Genomic DNA, 18,963 nt, shown 5'->3' on the forward strand with positions numbered 1-18,963 from the left:
CTCAGAACCTGACCGACGCGGCGACGGGCAGGTGGTCGCTGGCCGTCGCCGGAAGGGTCCACGAGGCCACCGGTGTCAGGTCGCGTACGAGGATGTGGTCGATGCGGGCGAACGGCAGCCCCTTCGGCCAGCTGAACCCGAAGCCCTCGCCCGCCGCGTCCTGGGCCTCGCGCAGGCCCGACATCAGCGGGGCGAGCGCGCCGTCGTCGACGGTGCCGTTGAGGTCCCCGACGACCAGGGTGGGCCCGGCCGGGCCGCCGCGGACCGCCTCGGCCAGCCGGCCCGCGGCCGCGTCGCGGCGGGCGGTGGTGAAACCGGCCGACGGGCTCAGCCGCACCGAGGCGAGGTGGGCGACGTACACCGTCAGCGGGCCCTTCGGCGTGTCGACGGTCGTGCGCAGGGCGCGGGTGAACGGCATGATCGGCACCGCCCGGGTGTCGCGGAGGGGGAAGGCACTCCAGAGGCCGACGGTGCCCCGGACCTCGTGGTACGGGTAGCGGCCGGCGAACGCCCGCTCGTACGTGGCCGTGGCGGGCTCGACCAGCTCCTCCAGCGCGATCAGCTGCGCGCCGGTCGCGGCGAGTGCGCGGGCGGTGGCGGCGGGGTCGGGGTTGGCGTCGTCGACGTTGTGCGTGACGACCGTGAGATCGCCTTCGCCGGGCCGCTGCTTGCCGGTGAGCGTGCCGCCGTACAGGAAACCCCAGGTCACGGCGGGGACCAGCACGGCGACGAGCGCGGTGCGCGAGCGCCGTACGAGCGCGAGGACGGCCAGCGGCGGCACGGCGGCGCCGGCCCAGGGCAGGAGGGTCTCGACGAGACTCCCCAGGTTCCCGGGCCGGTCGGGTATCCAGCCGTGCGCGAGCAGGACGAGAGCGACGCCCCCGGCGGCCACGGCGGTACCCACCCCGCGCCGCCGCCGTCGGTCGATCACTTTTCCGGTCATGACCATGGTGACGCCCGGGACCGGGTGCCGGGTTTCCGGCCACCCGCAGCCGCGCCGACGGGCGGACGAGCGCCTTCCGGGAAGAGCCTGCCGAACCCCCCCGATCAGCGGCGCCGAACATGTGTACGCTGTGGACGCTTCATCGATGTGAACCAGTTCAAGACATTCCAGTTCAAGACACCTGGGGGGACCGGTGCACCGTCGCCGAGTCATGATTTCCGCCGCCGTCGTCGCGGCGGCCATGGGGCTGGTACCGAGCGTCGCGCAGGCGGACGGCCCGTCCGACCGCGTCCTGGCCGCGACCGCCGCCAAGACCGACCTCTCGAAGTCCGCGGTGTCGTCCGCCGCGAAGTCGGCCACCTTCAGCAGCCCCGCCGAGCGGTCCGTCCGCACGGCCGCGCCGGCCGCGCCCAAGGCCCCGGCCGCGAAGTCCGCGCCGTCCGCCGTGAGCGGCGCCGCCGCCGCGCCGACCGTGGCCACGGTCGACAACCCCGACCTCGGCGTGGGCCTCTACGCCTTCGGCACCAGCGCGCACGGCATCCAGCTGGAGTCGTACGTCACCAGCAGCGTGACCGCGCAGATCCGCGTCGACATCCAGTGGGGCGACGGTCAGACCACCACCGAGTGGGTCACCCACACCGCGGACGTGATCAAGCAGCACGTCTACTCCGAGGTCGGCACCTACACGGTCAAGGTCACCGTCACGGACACGACCAACAACGTGGCCGAGGTGAACCAGCTCGCCATCACCACCGCCGGTACCGAGTTCACCCCGCACGCGCCGACCCGCCTGCTGGACACCCGGGACGGCACCGGCGCGGCCAGCGCCGCCGCCGTCGCCCCGTTCGGCACGGTCCGCGTGAAGGTCGGCGGCAACTCCGGTATCCCGGCCGGTGTTTCCGCCGTGGCCCTCAACCTCACCGTCACCAACACCGCCTCCGGCGGCCACATCACGGCCTACCCCTCGGGCGAGGAGCGGCCGACCACGTCGAACGTCAACTTCGTCGCGGGCCAGACCGTGCCCAACATGTCGATCGTGCCGGTCGGCGAGGACGGCTACGTCGAGCTGTACAACCGCAGCGGCGGCCAGGCGGACCTGATCGCGGACGTCACCGGGTACTTCACCAGCACCGCCGCCAGCGGCTACACCTCGCTGGACCCCGTCCGTATCGTCGACAGCCGCGAGGGCCAGGGCACGCCCGCCAAGCGCCAGATCAACGGTCAGGAGTCGTTCGGCGTCCAGATCACCGGCAAGGCCGGGGTCCCGGCCGGCGGCGTGAAGGCGGTGGCGCTCAACGTCACCGTCACCGACCCGAAGAGCGCGGGCCACCTGACCGTCTACCCGGGCGGGCAGCAGGCGCCGATCACGTCGAACCTGAACTTCACGGCCGGCCTGACGGTCGCCAACTCCGTGATCGTTCCGGTCGGCCCGGACGGCAAGATCAACGTCCGCAACGGCGCCTGGGCCGCGACCGACGTGATCGTGGACGTCGTCGGCTACTACAGCACCGACAGCAAGGCCGCGTACCTGCCCGTCGCGCCGACCCGTCTGCTGGACACCCGGGAGCTGGGCGTCGGCCAGATGCCGGGCCGGGAGATCCTCCCGCTGCCGCTGTCCTTCGACGAGCCGTCGATCAAGGCCTACGCGCTGAACGCGACGGTCACCGACACCCGCGGCAGCGGCCACCTCACGGTGTTCCCGGACCCGAACACCATGGAGCAGTACGAGAACGGCACCGCCAAGCCGCCGGTCGCGCCGAACTCCTCCAACCTGAACTGGTCGAAGGACGCCACCGTCCCGAACCTGGTCCAGGCGAGCACCGGCAAGACCGGCATCGTCGACTTCTTCAACGGCAGCTGGCACCCGACCGACCTGGTGATCGACATGTTCGGCCTGTACGACCAGAACTGACGCACCGCACCACCGCCACCGTGCCCCGGGGACCGGCCGCCCAGGCCGCCCCCGGGGCACGGTGGTCCCCGCCCAGCGCAGCCGCGGAGCGGCACACCGATCCGCTACGCCGCCCCTGGGCCGCCGCACGTGGCGGGCCCTGCCCCGCCTTCGTCGCCTTCGGCGGGGAGACGAAGTCGGCGGAGGGACCGAGGACGCGGGCCGCGTCAGCTGCGCCAGCAGACGGTGGTACGCGGCGGGATCCCGTGCGAAGTCCGTCGCGGCCGCAAGGGCTGCTCGGTCGGCGTCCTGCTTCCCGTACCGCCGCCACAGCCCGCCCGTAGTCCTGGGCCGCACCAGCGCGCACGAACGCGCACGGACTCCGGAAGGCTGCGCGATGCCTGCCCTTCCTCACTGCACCTGGCCCGCGAATGCCTCGGCGAGGTCGCCGACCTGTCGTTTCCGGTCCGGGGACCCGGTCCCCGCCTCCCCGAGGCACACGAGCAGGAAGGCGTCGCCGTCGCCGTCCAGCTTCAGCCGTACGGCGGCGACGTTGCCGCTGTCGGTGACGACGGCGTCTCCGGCCTTGGCGTCGCCGGCCTTCTTCGTGTAGCCGACCAGCTCGTCGACGGACGATCCGGACATCCTCTGGATCACCGGTGCCAGCGGGGCGATGGCCTGAGGCGTGCGGGTGGCGACGGTGTGGACCTGCACGTCGTCCGCGCCGATGTGGAAGGTGCAGCTCACCAGGGCACCCGGGTTCTCGGCCAACGGTTCCCCGGGCCTGGCCCGCTTGCCGCCCTCGGCCGTGGCGACGGGATCGCCGCTGTCCCGTACGGGTCCGGCTGCGGCCGCCCCGTCCAGGCCCGCGGCCTTCGCCGCCTCGGCCACGTCGTAGGGCAGCGGGCAGGTGCCGGCCCCGTCGTCGGGCATCCCGTCGGCGGTCTTGGTCAGTCCGCTCAGGCTCAGCGGCGCCGCACCACCTCCGGCGCCTCCGGCATCGCTCTGGCAGCCGGTCGCCAGGGTCGCCGCCGCCAGGGCGGCCGCGATCAGCGGTCGGTGTCGTCCGCGTGTCACGTGTCGTGTCCTCAGGAGGTCGGGGCGGAGCAGCCGAGCCGCTTGCCGGCGGCTGCGACGAAACCGTCGAACAGGTCCTGCCTGCGGGGGGTACCGGGCGCGCCGACGGCATCCTGGTAGCTCCGGCCGAACTCCAGGGAGAAGTACGTCGGAACACCTGCGCAGTCGGCTACGACGTGCCGGGGGTCGAAACCCGAGACCTGGCGGCCGGCCACCCGAGGCTGCTCCTTGAAGCCGGGCGAGGAGCGGATGGCCTCGACGATTCGCGGTTCCTGGGTCACGGCGTAGGTGGCGTACCCGGCGACCTCGCAGACCCAGGTGGGCCGGGCGCTCTCCTGCACGGCCTCCTTCACCCCGGTCCGCACGTCCGGTCCGGGGAACGTGAGTCCCGGGAGACCGCACACCGCCGCCTCGTCGACCGGCCGTGGCCCCGGGGACGCTGTGAGAGCGGTGGGAGCTTTGAGGTTCCCCTTGTCGAGGCAGCCGGCCCGTTCGGCCGCCTTGTTGGCGACATCCGTCAGGAGCCGGGCGAGTTGCAGGGGATCGGATCCCTCGGGCGCGTATCCCTCGACGATGGCGGGCCCGTCCTGCGTCGTGCAGGTGCCCGGCAGCAGGACCCAGCCGTGATCCTCTCCGACCGCGCCCGTGGCGCCGCCGGTGAAGAACGACGTGGTGGCCGGGTTCGGCCAGCGGCCGTCGTCGGTGAAGGGGAAGTCTCCGCGCTCACGGGTTCCCGAGATGCGCATGTACGCGGTGTCCGAGCCCGGCAGGAACGACGAGCTCACGACGGTGCAGGTGAAGGCGAGTCGGTCACGCGGCCGGGAGTCCGGACCGTTGCGGTCGGAGACGCGGCCGGACGACGGGAAGACGGCGGCGGCCGAGTCGGTGGGCACCAGCCCACCGCAGACCTCGTCGTCGGCGAAGAGGTTGGTGTTCAGCCACAGATGGACGCCGACCGCCAGGACGCCGGTTGCCAGGACGGAAGCGATGACCTTCCGCCCCGGAGCTGCCCGGCCGCTGCCTCCTGTCATCTCACTTCCTCGTTCGCAGGGCGGAGTAGGCATCTTCGCGGCCGGTGATGAAGCTCTGCTGCGCCTCGCCCTTGGCGTGCTCGTGCGCCTCGCTCCCCTGGATGCCGCGCGTGCCTCCCCAGGCGTCCATCAAGGTGAAGATGCCCTCGTGTTCCTTCTCGGCGGCGATCAGGTCGTCACCGAGCTGGTAGAGGAACTGGTCGTCGTAGTCGGCGTCGGCGTGCTGCATCATGCTGACGAACGCCTGGTAGCCGTGGAGCGGCTGGGTGTTGGAGCCGAAGTTCTTCGTGCCGGACGTGTCGAGGCTCTCGGTCCACTCCTTGTAGAACTTGCCGTCCGGGCTGTCGAGCCACTCGTTGAACTTCTTCGACCCCGGGGGCATCTCGGAGGTCTTGCCCGGCACCTGGGTCGCTCCGGCGACCGTGTTGGCGAGGCCGCGTTCCAGGTCCTGGTGCTCCTTGGAGTTCAGCTTGCCGGAGAGCTTGATCGTGCCGTCGGTGCCCAGGCCCGCGAGGAACGTCTGACTGAACGCCTTGTTGCCGGCGTTGTCGCGGAAGGAACGGTTCAACTCGGCGTAGTCGGCGGCGGACACCTTCTCGCCACTGTTGATGCGGGTGGCGATGTCCCGGGCCTTCTGCGCCTCGTACAGCTCGATGTCACCGACCGCGGTGCCGTTGAAGCCGTACTGCTGGTTGGGCAGACCCGGGATGACGCCCTTGTTCCCGCCGGCCGCCTGGGTCAGGGCCAGTTTCGCCCCCTGGTCGGCGTCGTCCACGGCCTTCACAGCGGCGTCGATCCGTCGCGTCCACTCGGTGGCCGCCTCGTAGCGCTTGCGCTGGAACTCCGGATAGTCCGGATCGTTCCGGGAGGTCTTGTACTTGGAGGAGTCCCACGTGGCCTTGCCCTGGCCGTCGACGATCATCTCGTCGGCCTGCGCCTGGGTGACGAGGTCCTTGACCGCCTTGACCAGCGTCACGAACTGGGTGTGCGCGTCCCGGAGCAGCGAGGCGATCGCCTTGGCCTCCACCTGCGCGGCCGCGTACTGCTTACGGGTTCCGGCGAACTGGCCCGAAGCGGAGTTCGCGCTCAGCCCGAGCCAGACACCGTCCTCGGCGACGGACTGCACCGCATCCTTGTAGTCGGTCTCCAACGTGTGGAAGCTCGTCGCCATCGCGTCCCACTGACCCGCGGCCGTGGTCAACGGCGCGAGATCGATCGTGACGACATCCTGGTACGTCAGCATCGGTTCCGTTACTTCTGCGTGCCGGGCTGCAGACGCGTCTCCAGAGCCTTCACCGCCGCGGCCTTCCCCGGATCGTTCGTCCGGAGATCCGGCTGCCCCGAACCACCCCCGGGGGAAGCCGCCGCGGAGTTCAGCCTCATCGCGGAGTCCTGGCGTAAGGCCGCGTCCTCCCGGACCTGAGCCCACTCCTGGTCGAACGACACCAGCTCCCCCTTCGCCACTGTTGTTGCCCTGCCCGCCACCCTACCCACACCCCCCTCGAACGTCAGGACGACAACCCCGTCCCCGTCAGGTCCCCCGCCCGAACGAGCGCGGCTCAGGGACAGTGACCGTGCACAGGTCGGAACGGACATCACAGCTCACCTCCGCGGGGCCAGTGCCTTGATCACGCAGTCTCGCCACCGTCACCCACGGGATGAATCGACCCCAGGTCAGAGGGGCAGCCCGACGGCACCGCCGTCGTCTCGCCCTAGGGGGGCGACCACCGTGAGCCCTATCCGCTAGGCTGTCAGCGGTCAGTCCCTCGCCTTCGTAGCTCAGGGGATAGAGCACGGCTCTCCTAAAGCCGGTGTCGCAGGTTCGAATCCTGCCGGGGGCACCCACACAAGATCCTTCGGCCATGGCGGCCGGGGGATCTTCGTGCTTTCATGGGCGTGTGCTGCGTGGCGCCGCCTACTGAGAAGTGGGCCGGGCGGCGATCGGGCAGACACCTGGGAGTCGAGGAGCGCCACATGGGCGCGTATCCCACCGGCTTCGGCTGATCTTCACGGGCTGTAGACGCACCGTCGTACGCGTACACACCGTGAAGGAGACACCTCTCGTGTCGGTCCAGTCGTTCAATGAAGCTGTCATAGAAGAGTTCCGTGCCAACGCCGGCAAGGTCGGCGGGCCCTTCGAAGGGGCCGGGCTCGTCCTGCTCACCACCACCGGGGCACGGTCGGGGCAGGAGCACACCGTGCCGCTCGGGTTCGTGCGGGAGCCGGACGGGGAGCAGCTGCTCGTCGTCGCGTCCGCCGCCGGGGCCGACCGGCATCCCGCCTGGTTCCACAATCTGCTCGCGCACCCGCTCGTACGCGTCGAGACCGGCACCGAGGAGTACGGGGCCGTGGCCATGCCCGCGGCCGGGGCGCGCCGCGCGGAGCTGTTCGCCCACGTCGTACGGCAGGAGCCGGGGTACGGGGAGTACCAGCAGCGGACGGAGCGGGAGATTCCCGTCGTCGTGCTCCAGCGCACCCACGAGACGGCGAGCGGGGAGGACGGGGTCGCCGGGAAGCTGCTGGAGGTGCACGGCTGGCTGCGGGCGCAGCTGGGGCACGTACGGCGGGAGGCGCGCGACCACGTCGCCGCCGGCGGGGGCGGACCGGCTCCGCTCGGGCTCCAGCTGCGCCAGCACTGCCTGGCGTTCTGCCAGTCGCTGGAGTTCCACCACACGAGCGAGGACGCGGGCCTCTTCCCGTACCTGGCGTCGCAGCATCCCCATCTCGCCGCGTTCTTCGAGCGGTTGGCGCGGGAGCACCGGGTCGTGTCGGGGCTCCAGGAGGAGATCGTGCAGTTGCTCGACCAGGTCGGGGAAGGGGAAGGGGCCGGGGCCGGGATCGTCGAGCGGCTGGAGGTGATGAGCCGGGAGCTGGAGGGGCATCTGGACCGGGAGGAGGAGCAGTTGCTGCCCGTCCTGCGGGCGCTGGGCGCTCCCTAGTGCCGTGGCCCGGGTCCGCCGTGGTCAGGGGTCGGTGCGGCCGTGGCGGAGGAGGGCGAACGTGGTCAGGGGTCGGTGCGGCCGTGGCGGAGGAGGGCGAAGGTGAGGCCCGCGGCGCCGGCGGCGGCCATGCCGGCGGCGCCCGCCATCAGCGGCCCGCTGCCGTGGACGACGCCGCCCGCGTCCGGGATCGTCCGGACCGTCTCGCCCGCGGGATCCTGCGCGGCCGAGACGGTGGCCGTGCCGCTGGCGGTGGCGGGCTGCGTGTCGGCGGCGAGGGCGGCGCCGCCCGGGAGGGCGAGCGCGACGACGGCACCCGCGACGACGGCCGCGTTGCGCAGGACGGTACGCGGGCCGGTACGGAACGTGGGACGCATGAGTGGGTTCCCTTCGTGTCGGCGGTCGCTTCGTACGGACGACGCTACGGGGGTCACGTCGGGGCTGTACGTAGAGAACGTAACGATGGCGCGGATGTGCGGGCGCGAAGGTGTCACGACGGGAGCCGGTTTTCCGCCGGGCGCACGAAAAGCGCCCTCCCGGCCAGGAGCCGGAAGGGCGGGACGATGCGTATGACAGCCGTGCGGTTCAGCTCAGCCCTTTGCTGCGTTCGCCGATGCGGTCGCCCTGTGGGGTTCCGGCGCGCTTCAGCTCCGCCTTCGTGTGGACCCCGCCCTTGATCTTGCTCCGCACCGGGCCGTCGAACCCGTGGCCCGCCGGACGCGGCGCACGGTCCGGCTGCTGGGCCCGGAAGGCGTCGCGGAATTCCTGCCTCTGCTCTTCGCTCATCCCGTCGTCACTCCCTCGGGAAGCATCCAATCGGACTACTGGGATCGTATGCGGACAATCGGACAAATGCACCCTTTGGGCGTCCGTGAGAGGTCCGTGACGGGGCCCGCGAGGGGGTCCGCGAGGGGGTCCGCGAGGGGGTCGTCACGGCCGGTAGCCCGACGGGCGCGCCGGCGGGCCCAGCACCTGGTCGATCAGCTCCTCCGGGCACCCCGTGCCGCGCGGCAGCTGGTACGGCGACGCGATCCGGTACTCCCCCGGCGCCGGCGCCAGCAGCTCCGTCCACACGTCGCCCTCCGCGTCCGGGGCCGCCTTGAACAGGCACCCGGCCGTGTTCACGTACGCCTTCGGCGCCGCACCCCGCCGCTTGGACTCGGCGCTCTCCTGCGGCCCCGGCACCCCCCGGCCCTCGGCGTCGACCAGCCCCAGCCACGGCGAGTGCGGGATCCGCACCATCACCCGGCCGGCCGCCTTGACGTCGACGACCATACGGTCCGCGCCCGCCCGCACCACCGTCGCGGGCCCGCTCACCAGCTGGGTCGGCTCGTGCACCTTGAACAGCTGCCAGTTCGCGTCGCCCCACACCTGCTGGAGGTACGGCAGCCCCGCTCGCACCAGCTTCGCCTCGCTCACGCCCCCCGAATCGGGTTTGTCGGCGGGCAGCACCACGTAGTGCACGGCCCAGCGCTCCAGCCAGGCCCGGTAGCTGTCCTCGGTGAGCGTGTCGTCGTAGAAGAGCGGGTTGCGCTCCAGGTCGGCCTGCCGGTTCCAGCCGCGCGCCAGATTGACGTACGACGGGAAGACCGAGGACTCGCGGTGGCTGCTGGCCGGGACCACCTCGACGCGGCCGCGCTCGGCCCCCGCCTTCTGCAGCTGGTCGACCAGCGGCGCCAGCTCACGGCTCCAGGCGGCCTTCGGGGTGGTGCGGACGATGTCCGTGATGCTGTTGGTGGTGATCCAGACGTTCAGCCCGACGATCGCCGCCACCACCGCGTACCAGTGGCGCGAGCGCGCCACCGCGTACGGGAGGGCCGCCACCAGCACGGCGCCGCCGAAGAGCATGACCATCCGGGTGACGTTCGAGCCCACCTGCGAGTCGATCGCCCAGGTCAGGAAGACGCCGAGCGCGTAGACGCCCGACGCGATCCGGACCGTCCGCCACCGTTGGGGGACGAGGAACAGGATCGCCAGGGCGAAGATGAACGGCAGCCACGCCGAGCCGATCTTCATGGGCTGGGTGCCGGAGAACGGGAACAGCCACGCCGACAGCCCGACCACCGCGGCCGGCGCCAGTCCCAGGGCGTAGGCCCCGGGCCGCCGCCCGCTCAGGAACAGCGCCGCGGCCACCACGCCCAGGAACAGCCCGGCCACCGGGCTGGAGGCCGTGGCCGTACCCGCCAGGAGGGCCGCCACGGCGGCCTTGGACCAGCGCCGGTGGGCCCACTTGCGCGGCCAGCAGAACGCGGCCGCGACCGCGCCGAGCGCGAACATCACGCCCAGCCCGAAGGTCACCCGGCCCGACAGCGCGTTGCAGAAGAGCCCGTACACCCCGGCCAGGGCCGGCCACAGCGGTTCGCGGACGGCGCCGCGGCAGCGGCTGAGGATCAGCGCGCACAGGGCCGCCGAGACCGTCCCGGCGATCATCATCGTCGTCCGCACGCCCAGGACGTGCATCAGGTACGGGGAGACGACGCTGTACGACACCGGGTGCATGCCGCCGTACCAGGCGAGGTTGTACGCGGAGTCCGGGTGGCGGCCGACGAACTCGGCCCAGGCGTCCTGGGCCGCGAGGTCGCCGCCGCTGTTGGCGAAGACGTAGAACCAGACCACGTGCAGCACGGCGGCGACGGCGGCCGCGGCGACCGCCGGGTGCCGCTCGGCCGCACCGAGCACCGCACGCCCCGCGGCACGGGGCCCGCCGGCCCGCAGCGGGCCCTGTCCGGGCGGCCGTATACCGGTGTCACCGCCCGCGGTCTCGGCGGTCTGCTCAGCGGTGGTGGTCACTGCCGTACTCCCCAACATCGGTCCCGCTCCCAAGACGCGCTCCGGCGCCCCGGGGTTGCCCGGGGCGCCGGAAGGCCGTCACGCGATGCGGATCAGCCTGCTGCCGATGCCCGGCGTGTCCAGATCGGTCTTGAGGGCCACGGGGACCCTGACCTGGCTGGCGCCCTCACCCACGGTCAGGACTCCGACCTCGGTGCCCGCCTTCGCGGACTCCGGGATCTTCTTCCCGCCGTCGCCGAGCTGGATCGCCACGGTCAGCGAGGGCCACCCGACCGCCTGGACGTCGGCGGTGGCGACCACCGGGGTCCGGCCGCCGAGACCGTCGTCGACGTGCCCGACGACCTGGCCCTTCTTGACCACCGTCTCACCGGTCAGGGTCTTCTGGGAGGCGAGCATCAGCTGCTTGCTCGCCGCGACGACGCTGTCGATGATCGGCGGCTTGTGCTGGGCGAGGGTCGCGCCGACGATCAGCTGGTTGGTGTTGCCGACCTTCTTCTGGGCCGCCCACAGGAGGTTGCCGCCGGCCTTGCTCGTGGTGCCGGTCTTGATGCCGAGCGAGTCGTTGTACGGGACGAGCTTGTTCCAGTTGTCCCAGGTCTTGCCGGAGGGGTCGGTCCACTTCGGCTTCTTGGTGATGTCGAGCAGCGTCTCGATCTCGACGAGCTTCAGACCCAGCTTGACCTGGTCCTCGGCGGTGCTGACCGTCGTCGCGTCCAGACCCGAGGGATCCGTGTACGTGGTGTTGGTCATGCCGAGTTCCTTGGCGGTGTCGTTCATCTTCTTGACGAACGCCTCGGGGTTGCCGTTGGTGTCCCAGCGGGCGAGCAGCCGCGCGATGTTGTTGGCCGACGGGATCATGAGGGCGGCGATCGCGTCGTACTCGGAGATCTTGTCGCCCTCCTTCACCGTGTCGAGGGTGGACTCGTTGTTGACCGAGTCGTTCTTCTTGCCCTCGGTCTCGGCGGTCTTGTCGACGTCGATCATCGGACCCTTTTCCCCCTTCTTGATGGGGTGGTCGCGCAGGATGATGTACGCCGTCATCGACTTGGTGACGCTCGCGATCGGTACGGGCTTCTGCTCGCCGGAGGTCCCGAGGGTGCCGAGCCCGGACGCGTAGACGGACGCCTGGCCCTCGGTGGGCCAGGGCAGGTTCGGCTTGTCGCCGCCGAAGGTGTGCGAGGACTTGGCGGTCATCGTCAGCTTCGGGGCGGGCAGCGGGCGGAACAGCTGCACGACGCCGAGGATCAGCACGAGCAGCGCGACCAGCGGTGTGTAGATCTTGACCCGCCGCACGGTGGTGCGCATCGCGCTGGGCGGCGGGGGCGGGTTGTTGGTCAGCTCGGCGAGCATGTCCAGCGGCGGCCGCGGGGGCATGGGCTGCTGGGTGGTGCGCTCGGCACCCCGGTACTCGACCGGCGGCTTGTGCGTGGCGGCGGGCGGCGCCCCAGCGGTGGACATCCCGGCCGGAGCCAGGGTCTTCCCACCGGGGGCGGGGGGCTTGGCGGCGGGGGTGGCGGGGGCCTTCCCGGCGGGGGCCGCGGGCCCGGCGGCGGGGGTGGCGGGCTTGGCGCCCGGGGCGGCCGGAGCCTTCCCGGCGGCCGGGGCGGCGGTCCCTGCGGCCGGAGCGGCGGGCTTGGCGGCGCCCGCGGGCCGGGCGTCCTTGCCCACCCGGACGCCCTGCGAGGCGGGCCTGGGGCCACCATCGGCGGCCGTGCCACCCTTGCCGGCGTTGCCGTCCTTGCCGGCGTTGCCGCCCTCGGGGGCCGCGGCGGCGTCCTTCTTGTCGCCGCCGTCGCCCTTGCTGCCCTGGTCGGCCTTGGTGCCCTGGCCGGCCGGGCCGCTGGGACGGGGGCGGCCGTCGTCGGTGCGCAGCGGCACGAAGGTGCTGGCGCGGCGGCCTTCACCCTCGGCCCTGCCCTCTGCCTCACCCTCGGCCTTCGGCTTGTCCCCGGCCGGCTTCGCGTCGGGCCGCACGGCCCGGAACACGGTGGTCGTCTCGCTGTCGGCGGGCTCGGCGGGGGCCGCGGCGGCACGCTGGCGCGGCTCGAAGAACGAACGCCCGGAGTCGCCGGAGGCGCCGGTCGCCCCCTTGGCGCCCTCGGCGCGCCGGGCGTCGCCCGCACCCTTGGCGTCGCCCGCACCCTTGGCGTCGCCCGCACCCTTGGCGTCGCCCGCACCCTTGGCGTCGCCCGCACCCTTGGCGTCGTTCGCGTCCGGCTTCGGCGCGGCGGACGGCGCGTCCTTCGCGTCCGACTCCGCCTTCGCGCCCTTCCCCGCCGGCTTCGGCTTCTCGTCGGTCCGCGCGGAACCCGACGCGGAAGCGGAATCCGACGCGGGACGGATGGCGCGGAACACCGCCGTCTTCTCGCTGTCGGCCGGCTCATCGCCGCCGGCGGCACGCGGGGCGGTCGCACCCTCGGACTTCACCGGCCCGCCATCGGCCTTGGGCACGCGGAAGACGGCCGTACGCTCACTGTCCGCGGGCTCGCCCGCGGGCTTCGGACGTACGCGCGGCTCGAACATGGAACGCGGGGCGGCGGAACCTTTGTCCTCACCGGCGGAGCCAGCAGCGGAATCCTTGGCGGAACCGCCCGCCGGCTTGTCCTCGGCGACCGCGGCACGCGGATCGACCGAGGTCCCCTGCCCGGAGCCGGACTTCTCGGCCCCGTCGGCCTTGCGGTCACCCTGGGCTCCGGACGTGGAAGCGGAATCCTTGGCAGGCGCCTGGCCGTTCTTCGGCCCGGCGTCGGTGCGGGGCATCCGGAACACGGCCGTACGCTCGCTGTCCGCCGGCTCCTCGGCGGCCTCCGCGGGGGCGTCGCCGGCCTTGGCGGCGGCCTTGGCATCCGCACCGGTCCCGGCCCCGGTCTCGGTCTCGATGCGGGGCGCCCGGAAGACCGCCGTACGCTCGCTGTCCGCCAGCGCGTCGGCCTTCTCGGCCGGACCCGAAGCGGAATCGTCGGCAGAGGACTGGGTGGACCGCTCGGCCGACCGCTCGGCGGTCTTCGTCGACGCGGCCGGCGCGGTCTCGGAACCGGACGGCTCGTCATCTGCGTCCTTCGGGGAGTCCACCCGTCCGGGCGACTTCGCGTCGTCCGTGCGGACAGCCTCCGCCTCCGTCTCCCCGCCCGCCTTCGTCTCCGTCTTCGCCTCGACCTTGACCGCGCCCCTGTCCTCGGCCTCGTCGGCCTCCTCGGACTCCGCCCCGGCGGGGCCGGATCCGGCGTCGTCGCCGGTAGTCGCGACCCAGGCAGCCACCGCCGCCGTCAGCGCATCCGGCTCCGGCTCGGGGTCACGCGGACGCAGCACCGACAGCCGCGGGTCGCGCTCCTCGCCGCGCTCCCCAGACGACTCACCTTGCTCTACCGACTTGTCGGGGGACTCGCCCGCCACCAGTTCCTCCTCGATCGCCGTCCGGCTGTCCGAACCGTCTAACAGTGTCCCGTCTCGGGGGCATCGCCCCCGTGCTAGACGAGAACGACATAGCTGCTGGTTCCCCCACAAAGCGACCAGGCACTCTCGACAGATGAATGTGAGAGGCGTCACCCTGTCATTCATCCACGCGGGGAGGCATGGATGGGCAGGAGCCGCAGAACAATTCCGGAGGAGCTTCTGCTGCTCGCCTTGGACCCGACCACGGGAACCACGGCGCAGCCGCAGTCGCTCGACCTCGGCCTTGCCGGGGCCCAGCTAGTGGAGCTGGCTCTGGCGGGACGGATAGCCCCTGACGGGGATCGTATCGCCGTGGTGATGCCACGGCCGACAGGAGATCCGACCTTGGACTCCGCACTGGAACTGCTGCGCCGCCGCGGCAGTCCGGTACGGGCCGTCCACTGGATCGGTGGACCCCGGTTGGGGCTCCGCCAGACGTATCTCTCGCATCTCGAACGGTGCGGCATGGTCCATGCCGTGGCGGGGCAGATGTGCGGGGTGCTGCCGACGACTCGCTACCAGGCGACCGACACGGCGATCAGCCGGGAGATCCGTGCCCGGCTGGACAGTGCGATCCGCACCGGCGTACCGCCGGACCCGCGGACCGCGGCGCTTGCCGCGCTGGCCCACGCGGTCGGACTCGGCAAGCATCTGTACCCCGGTAACGAGGGGCGGTCATCCCGCTCCAGGCTGCGGGACCTGATCCGGCACGACCCGATGGGCGGCCTCGTGGCGCACGCCGTGATGGACGTCCAGAACGGAGTGGCCGCTCAGCCACGCCGCGAGCGGGCGACGGCATCGGCGTCGGTGTCGGTGTCGGGCGCGGCGTCCGTTCCGGCGCACGCGGCGGCGACGGCGGGTGGCGTACCGATGCAGCCGCGCCGCACGGGTGCGATGGCCCGCGTAGCCGCACGCTGACCCACGGGCCGGCGGACGGACCAGCACGACCGATCCACCTGATCCACCCGATCCATCAGATCCACCAGAACCACCTTCGGGAGCCGCCGGCGCGCGGGGTGGCGAGGGCCGTTTCGACCGGTCTCGCCACCCCGCGCGTCTGCATTCCCCCAGTTCCCCAGCGCAGGGACGGGCTTCGGTGGCAGTCTGCTCACCATCAGATACGCAGAGACAGCGAAGACCTGAGCAAGCGGAGGTGCCGTTCCCGTGGCGTCCAATGTCAATCCCACCGTCCGACGCCGCCGACTGGGCATGGAGTTGCGCAAGCTCCGCGAGGACAAGGGCATGACGGCCGAGCAGGTCGCCGAACGCCTCCTGGTCTCCCAGTCCAAGATCAGCCGCCTGGAGAACGGCCGGCGGTCCATCAGCCAGCGTGACGTCCGTGACCTGTGCGACGTGTACGAGGTCGAGGACCGGCGGCTCGTCGACTCCCTGATGCAGATGGCCAAGGACTCCCGCCAGCAGGGCTGGTGGCACGCGTTCGGCGACATCCCGTACAGCGTCTACATCGGCCTGGAGACGGACGCGGCCAGTCTCCGCACGTACGAACCCCAGGTCGTCCCCGGTCTGCTCCAGACCCCGGAGTACGCCAACGCGCTGATCCGCGGCGCCCTGCCCGAGACCGCGCCCGCCGACATCGACAAGCGGGTCCAGGTGCGGATGCGCCGCCAGCTGCGGCTCTCCGAAACCGACAACAACAACCCGGACCTCGGTCCGCTGCGCCTGTGGGCGGTCATCGACGAGGCCGCGCTGCGGCGGTGCGTGGGCGACGCCCAGCTGATGATCCGCCAGCTGGAGCACCTGATAGAGCAGTCCGAGCACCCGCACATCACCGTGCAGGTGATGCCCTTCTCGATGGGCGCGCACCCCGGCGTGAACGGCCAGTACGCCATTCTCGAATTCCCGGACACTTCCGACTCGACCGTCGTCTACATCGAGGGCGTCACGAGCGATTTGTACCTGGAGAAGGCCAACGACGTTCAGCGGTACAGCGTCATGTACGAGCACTTGCGGGCCCAGGCTCTCAATGTGGAGCAGACCCGCGAGTTCATCTCGGACATCATCGGCAACTATGCGGGCAAGGGGAAGTAAAAGCGGAGGAAACCGGGCAGGTGACAAGGGGGCCCGTACGGTACACCGGCAACACCCGGCCACGGAAGACCCGGCCGGAATATGCCATCCAGATGGGTGAATGCTCTCTTCAGCCGTCGAGCGGTGCCGGTAGCGTCGATCACGTCGGCCGGAAAAGCCCTGGGAAACCGGGAATTCATCCGGTCGGCGCCCCCCATCGAAACAACTCGCTGAACCGGAGAAAAACATGGCTATTCGACTGGGCGCGACGGAAAACTGGACCAAGTCCTCCTACTCCGGCGGAAACGGCGCGTGCGTCGAAGTCAAGTCCCCCGTCACCGAGGCCATCGCCGTCCGCGACTCGAAGGTGCAGCAGGGCCCGTCCCTCACCTTCGCGCCGGGCTCCTGGAGCTCCTTCGTCACCGAGGTGACCGAGGGCCGGCTGGGGCACCTCGTCTGAGAACCGCCCCCGGCGATCGCACCACTGCGCCACCGCACCACCGCACAACAACTGACTGAAGCCCTCTCGACTGGTCCGCCGTCTCAGCCGAGGGGGCTCGGCCATGTCCCGGACCATGTCCCCCAAGCCGGGCCGGGGTCAGCGGAGCTGGTCGACGTACCGGTCCGTCCCCGGCACCGTCGGGATGAACGGCGCCACCAGTTCCACCCGCCCCAGCCCGGCCCCCTCGACCTCGGCGTCCAGCCCCTGGAAGCGGTCCCAGCAGGTCCGCGGGTCGGCCTCCAGGAACCACAGCAGCGTGAGCCGGGTGTCGACCCCCTCGACCTGCTTGACGTACGTCATCCGGTCACCGGGCAGCGGCGTCGGCCGGAAGACGGTCACCATCGCCGCCGGCGAACCGTGCAGTCGCTTCGGCAGGGCGCGCGAGCGCAGCCACTCCAGCAGTTCGGCCCGCTGCTGCGGACCGTCCGCGTCGATCACCTGGACCACGAGACCGGCGTACGGGTGGTCCAGCGCGTGGAAGTCGCGGGGACCGGCAGCCCCGTCGCGGTAGACGGTCGCCTCGTGGTCCTGGAACGACGTGAAGACGTGCGTCCGGTCCTGGTAGACGCGGGCGTCCCGGTTCAGCCGCTTGTTGATGCCGACGGTCCACTTCATGTGCTCGTCGTAACGGCCGTCGGTGATCCAGTACGTCGAGATGTAGCAGCCGGCGGTCACGGGCTGGGCGATGGCCGACTTCTCGGGGTAGCGCAGCTCCTGCAGCTCACGGGTGGCCACCCAGCGCCGGCCCGCGTACATCCAGGGCATCGCCATCGCGCCCGCGTAGTAGTGGTCGTCCTCGTACCAGCGGTTGTAGGCGTACTCGTGGCCCGGATGCGGCTCCACCATGGTGATGAGGGCGTGACCGGGACGCACGCCGTAGGGGCCGACGGCCGCCAGCTCGCCGTAGACGTCGGCACGGGTGCCGGTGGGGGGCTCGGTGTCTCGCTGCTCTCTCTGCTCTCGCTGCTGATTCGCCATGGGACGGGTCTAGCTGATGCGGTGTCAGTTTGCGAGAGGGTGAACGAGATCCGTGCCGGTTCAGCACGTGGACAACTAAGTGCCATATGCACCTTCCTCGCTAGGCTGCTGCGCACACATCCGGCCACTGAAGGAGCCCCCATGAGCGCGCATCCCCCCGCCTTCGCCGCCCGTGCGACCTCGGTCGGCGGCTCGCCCGTACGCGAGATCCTCGCGCTGACCGAACGGCCCGGCGTGATCTCCTTCGCGGGCGGGCTGCCGGCGCCGGAGCTGTTCGACACCGAGGGCCTGCGGGCCGCGTACGACGCCGCGTTCGCGGCATCCGCGGCGCGGGCGCTGCAGTACTCGACCACCGAGGGCGCGCCGGAGCTGCGCGCCGCGACAGCGGCCCGGGTCACGGCCCGCGGGCTGGCCACCGACGCGGACGACGTCCTGATCACGACGGGCTCGCAGCAGGCCCTGAGCCTCATCACGTCCACCCTGGTCGAGCCGGGGGACGTGGTCCTCGTCGAGAACCCGACGTACCTCGCGGCCCTCCAGGCCTTCGGCCTGGCGGGGGCGCGCGTGGTCCCGGTGCCCTGCGACGAGGACGGCCTGCTCCCGGACGCGCTCGCGGACATCATCACGCGCGAACGGCCCAAGCTCCTCTACACCGTTCCCACGTTCCAGAACCCCACCGGCCGCACCCTGCCGGCCGCGCGGCGCGCGGCGGTGGCCGAGATCGCGGGGCGGCTGGGGCTGTGGCTGGTCGAGGACGATCCGTACAGCGACCTGCGCTACGAGGGCCGGCACCTGCCCTGGCTCGCCGCGCACGCGGGGGCGGAGGACCGTACGGCTCTGCTGGGCAGCTTCTCCAAGGTCATGGCGCCGGGCCTGCGTCTCGGCTGGCTGCGCGCGCCGGCCGGGCTGCGGCGGGCCGCCGTGGTCGCGAAGCAGGCGGCGGACCTGCACACCTCGACCGTCGACCAGCTCGCGGCCGCCCACTACCTGGCGGCGGCCGACCTCGACGACCACGTGGCCGCCGTGCGCGCCGCCTACCGGGTGCGGCGGGACGCCCTGCTCGCCGGTCTGCGGGAGGCCCTGCCGCAGGGCTCGACCTGGAACCGCCCGGAGGGCGGCATGTTCATCTGGGCCCGCCTCCCGGAGGGCCACGACGCCACGGCCCTCCTGAAGTCGGCGGTGGCCCATGACGTGGCATTCGTCCCGGGCGCCCCCTTCTACACGGGCACCCCGGACCCGCGCACCCTGCGCCTGTCGTTCACGACCCACACGGCGCAGGAGATCGCCGTGGGGGTCGAGCGGCTGGGCCGGGCGCTGGACCGGTAACGCCGGGCGGGATGACCCCGGAACCC

At 71.8% G+C, this 18,963-nt stretch carries 15 protein-coding genes and 1 tRNA gene; 7 read left to right on the plus strand and 9 right to left on the minus strand.

Going from position 1 to position 18,963, the window contains the following annotated elements:
* Nucleotide 1 precedes the first annotated feature (1 nt).
* Nucleotides 2-949 carry an endonuclease/exonuclease/phosphatase family protein gene (locus ACIPXB_RS24090; RefSeq protein ID WP_401453173.1) on the minus strand — a complete coding sequence of 316 codons (948 nt, stop codon included), beginning with the start codon at nt 947-949 and terminating at the stop codon, nt 2-4.
* Nucleotides 950-1,154: 205 nt separating this feature from the next.
* Here ACIPXB_RS24090 and ACIPXB_RS24095 point away from each other — a divergent pair, with 205 nt between their 5' ends.
* Nucleotides 1,155-2,855 carry a hypothetical protein gene (locus ACIPXB_RS24095; RefSeq protein ID WP_401453175.1) on the plus strand — a complete coding sequence of 567 codons (1,701 nt, stop codon included), beginning with the start codon at nt 1,155-1,157 and terminating at the stop codon, nt 2,853-2,855.
* Nucleotides 2,856-3,245: 390 nt separating this feature from the next.
* Here ACIPXB_RS24095 and ACIPXB_RS24100 read toward each other — a convergent pair whose 3' ends face one another.
* From ACIPXB_RS24100 to ACIPXB_RS24110, 3 genes are read right to left on the minus strand one after another with little or no spacing between them, the layout of a single operon-like run.
* Nucleotides 3,246-3,911: a hypothetical protein gene (locus ACIPXB_RS24100; RefSeq protein WP_401453177.1), complete on the minus strand. Its 666-nt coding sequence runs from the start codon at nt 3,909-3,911 to the stop codon at nt 3,246-3,248.
* Between the two features lie 11 nt (nt 3,912-3,922).
* Nucleotides 3,923-4,942, minus strand: a complete 1,020-nt coding sequence (locus ACIPXB_RS24105; RefSeq protein WP_401453178.1) for a hypothetical protein — start codon at nt 4,940-4,942, stop codon at nt 3,923-3,925.
* A 1-nt stretch (nt 4,943) separates the two neighbouring features.
* Nucleotides 4,944-6,185, minus strand: coding sequence for a hypothetical protein (locus ACIPXB_RS24110; RefSeq protein WP_401453180.1), 1,242 nt, complete (start codon nt 6,183-6,185; stop codon nt 4,944-4,946).
* A gap of 525 nt (nt 6,186-6,710) precedes the next feature.
* Here ACIPXB_RS24110 and ACIPXB_RS24115 point away from each other — a divergent pair.
* Nucleotides 6,711-6,783 (plus strand) — tRNA-Arg (locus ACIPXB_RS24115).
* 222 nt (nt 6,784-7,005) lie between these two features.
* Nucleotides 7,006-7,881 carry a nitroreductase/quinone reductase family protein gene (locus ACIPXB_RS24120; RefSeq protein WP_401453182.1) on the plus strand — a complete coding sequence of 292 codons (876 nt, stop codon included), beginning with the start codon at nt 7,006-7,008 and terminating at the stop codon, nt 7,879-7,881.
* Between the two features lie 65 nt (nt 7,882-7,946).
* Here ACIPXB_RS24120 and ACIPXB_RS24125 read toward each other — a convergent pair whose 3' ends face one another.
* The 4 genes from ACIPXB_RS24125 to ACIPXB_RS24140 all read right to left on the minus strand — a co-directional run bounded on the left by ACIPXB_RS24125 (nt 7,947) and on the right by ACIPXB_RS24140 (nt 14,064).
* Nucleotides 7,947-8,258 carry a hypothetical protein gene (locus ACIPXB_RS24125; RefSeq protein WP_401453184.1) on the minus strand — a complete coding sequence of 104 codons (312 nt, stop codon included), beginning with the start codon at nt 8,256-8,258 and terminating at the stop codon, nt 7,947-7,949.
* A gap of 208 nt (nt 8,259-8,466) precedes the next feature.
* The gene (locus ACIPXB_RS24130) at nt 8,467-8,667 is read right to left on the minus strand and encodes a hypothetical protein (protein ID WP_401453186.1); all 201 of its coding nucleotides are present in this window, start codon (nt 8,665-8,667) and stop codon (nt 8,467-8,469) included.
* Between the two features lie 144 nt (nt 8,668-8,811).
* Nucleotides 8,812-10,689 (minus strand): MFS transporter, encoded by a 1,878-nt coding sequence (locus ACIPXB_RS24135; protein WP_401453188.1) that lies wholly within the window; start codon nt 10,687-10,689, stop codon nt 8,812-8,814.
* Nucleotides 10,690-10,749: 60 nt separating this feature from the next.
* Nucleotides 10,750-14,064 carry a hypothetical protein gene (locus tag ACIPXB_RS24140; RefSeq protein ID WP_401453190.1) on the minus strand — a complete coding sequence of 1,105 codons (3,315 nt, stop codon included), beginning with the start codon at nt 14,062-14,064 and terminating at the stop codon, nt 10,750-10,752.
* Nucleotides 14,065-14,247: 183 nt separating this feature from the next.
* On the opposite strand from ACIPXB_RS24140, the gene ACIPXB_RS24145 reads away from it, so the two are divergent.
* From ACIPXB_RS24145 to ACIPXB_RS24155, 3 genes are all read left to right on the plus strand, one after another.
* Complete coding sequence (locus ACIPXB_RS24145) at nt 14,248-15,021, plus strand: GPP34 family phosphoprotein (RefSeq protein WP_401453192.1); 774 nt, start codon at nt 14,248-14,250, stop codon at nt 15,019-15,021.
* A gap of 246 nt (nt 15,022-15,267) precedes the next feature.
* The gene (locus ACIPXB_RS24150) at nt 15,268-16,152 is read left to right on the plus strand and encodes a helix-turn-helix domain-containing protein (RefSeq protein ID WP_401453193.1); all 885 of its coding nucleotides are present in this window, start codon (nt 15,268-15,270) and stop codon (nt 16,150-16,152) included.
* A gap of 226 nt (nt 16,153-16,378) precedes the next feature.
* Nucleotides 16,379-16,591 (plus strand): DUF397 domain-containing protein, encoded by a 213-nt coding sequence (locus ACIPXB_RS24155; RefSeq protein ID WP_401453195.1) that lies wholly within the window; start codon nt 16,379-16,381, stop codon nt 16,589-16,591.
* 138 nt (nt 16,592-16,729) lie between these two features.
* Here ACIPXB_RS24155 and ACIPXB_RS24160 read toward each other — a convergent pair whose 3' ends face one another.
* A complete protein-coding gene (locus ACIPXB_RS24160) occupies nt 16,730-17,611 on the minus strand; it encodes a hypothetical protein (protein WP_401453197.1) in 882 nt (293 codons plus the stop codon).
* A gap of 141 nt (nt 17,612-17,752) precedes the next feature.
* Here ACIPXB_RS24160 and ACIPXB_RS24165 point away from each other — a divergent pair, with 141 nt between their 5' ends.
* Nucleotides 17,753-18,937, plus strand: a complete 1,185-nt coding sequence (locus tag ACIPXB_RS24165) for a PLP-dependent aminotransferase family protein (RefSeq protein ID WP_401453199.1) — start codon at nt 17,753-17,755, stop codon at nt 18,935-18,937.
* The last annotated feature ends 26 nt before the right edge of the window (nt 18,938-18,963 follow it).

Source organism: Streptomyces sp. NPDC090022 (assembly GCF_044748145.1).
In the GTDB taxonomy this organism is placed as follows: Bacteria; Actinomycetota; Actinomycetes; order Streptomycetales; family Streptomycetaceae; genus Streptomyces.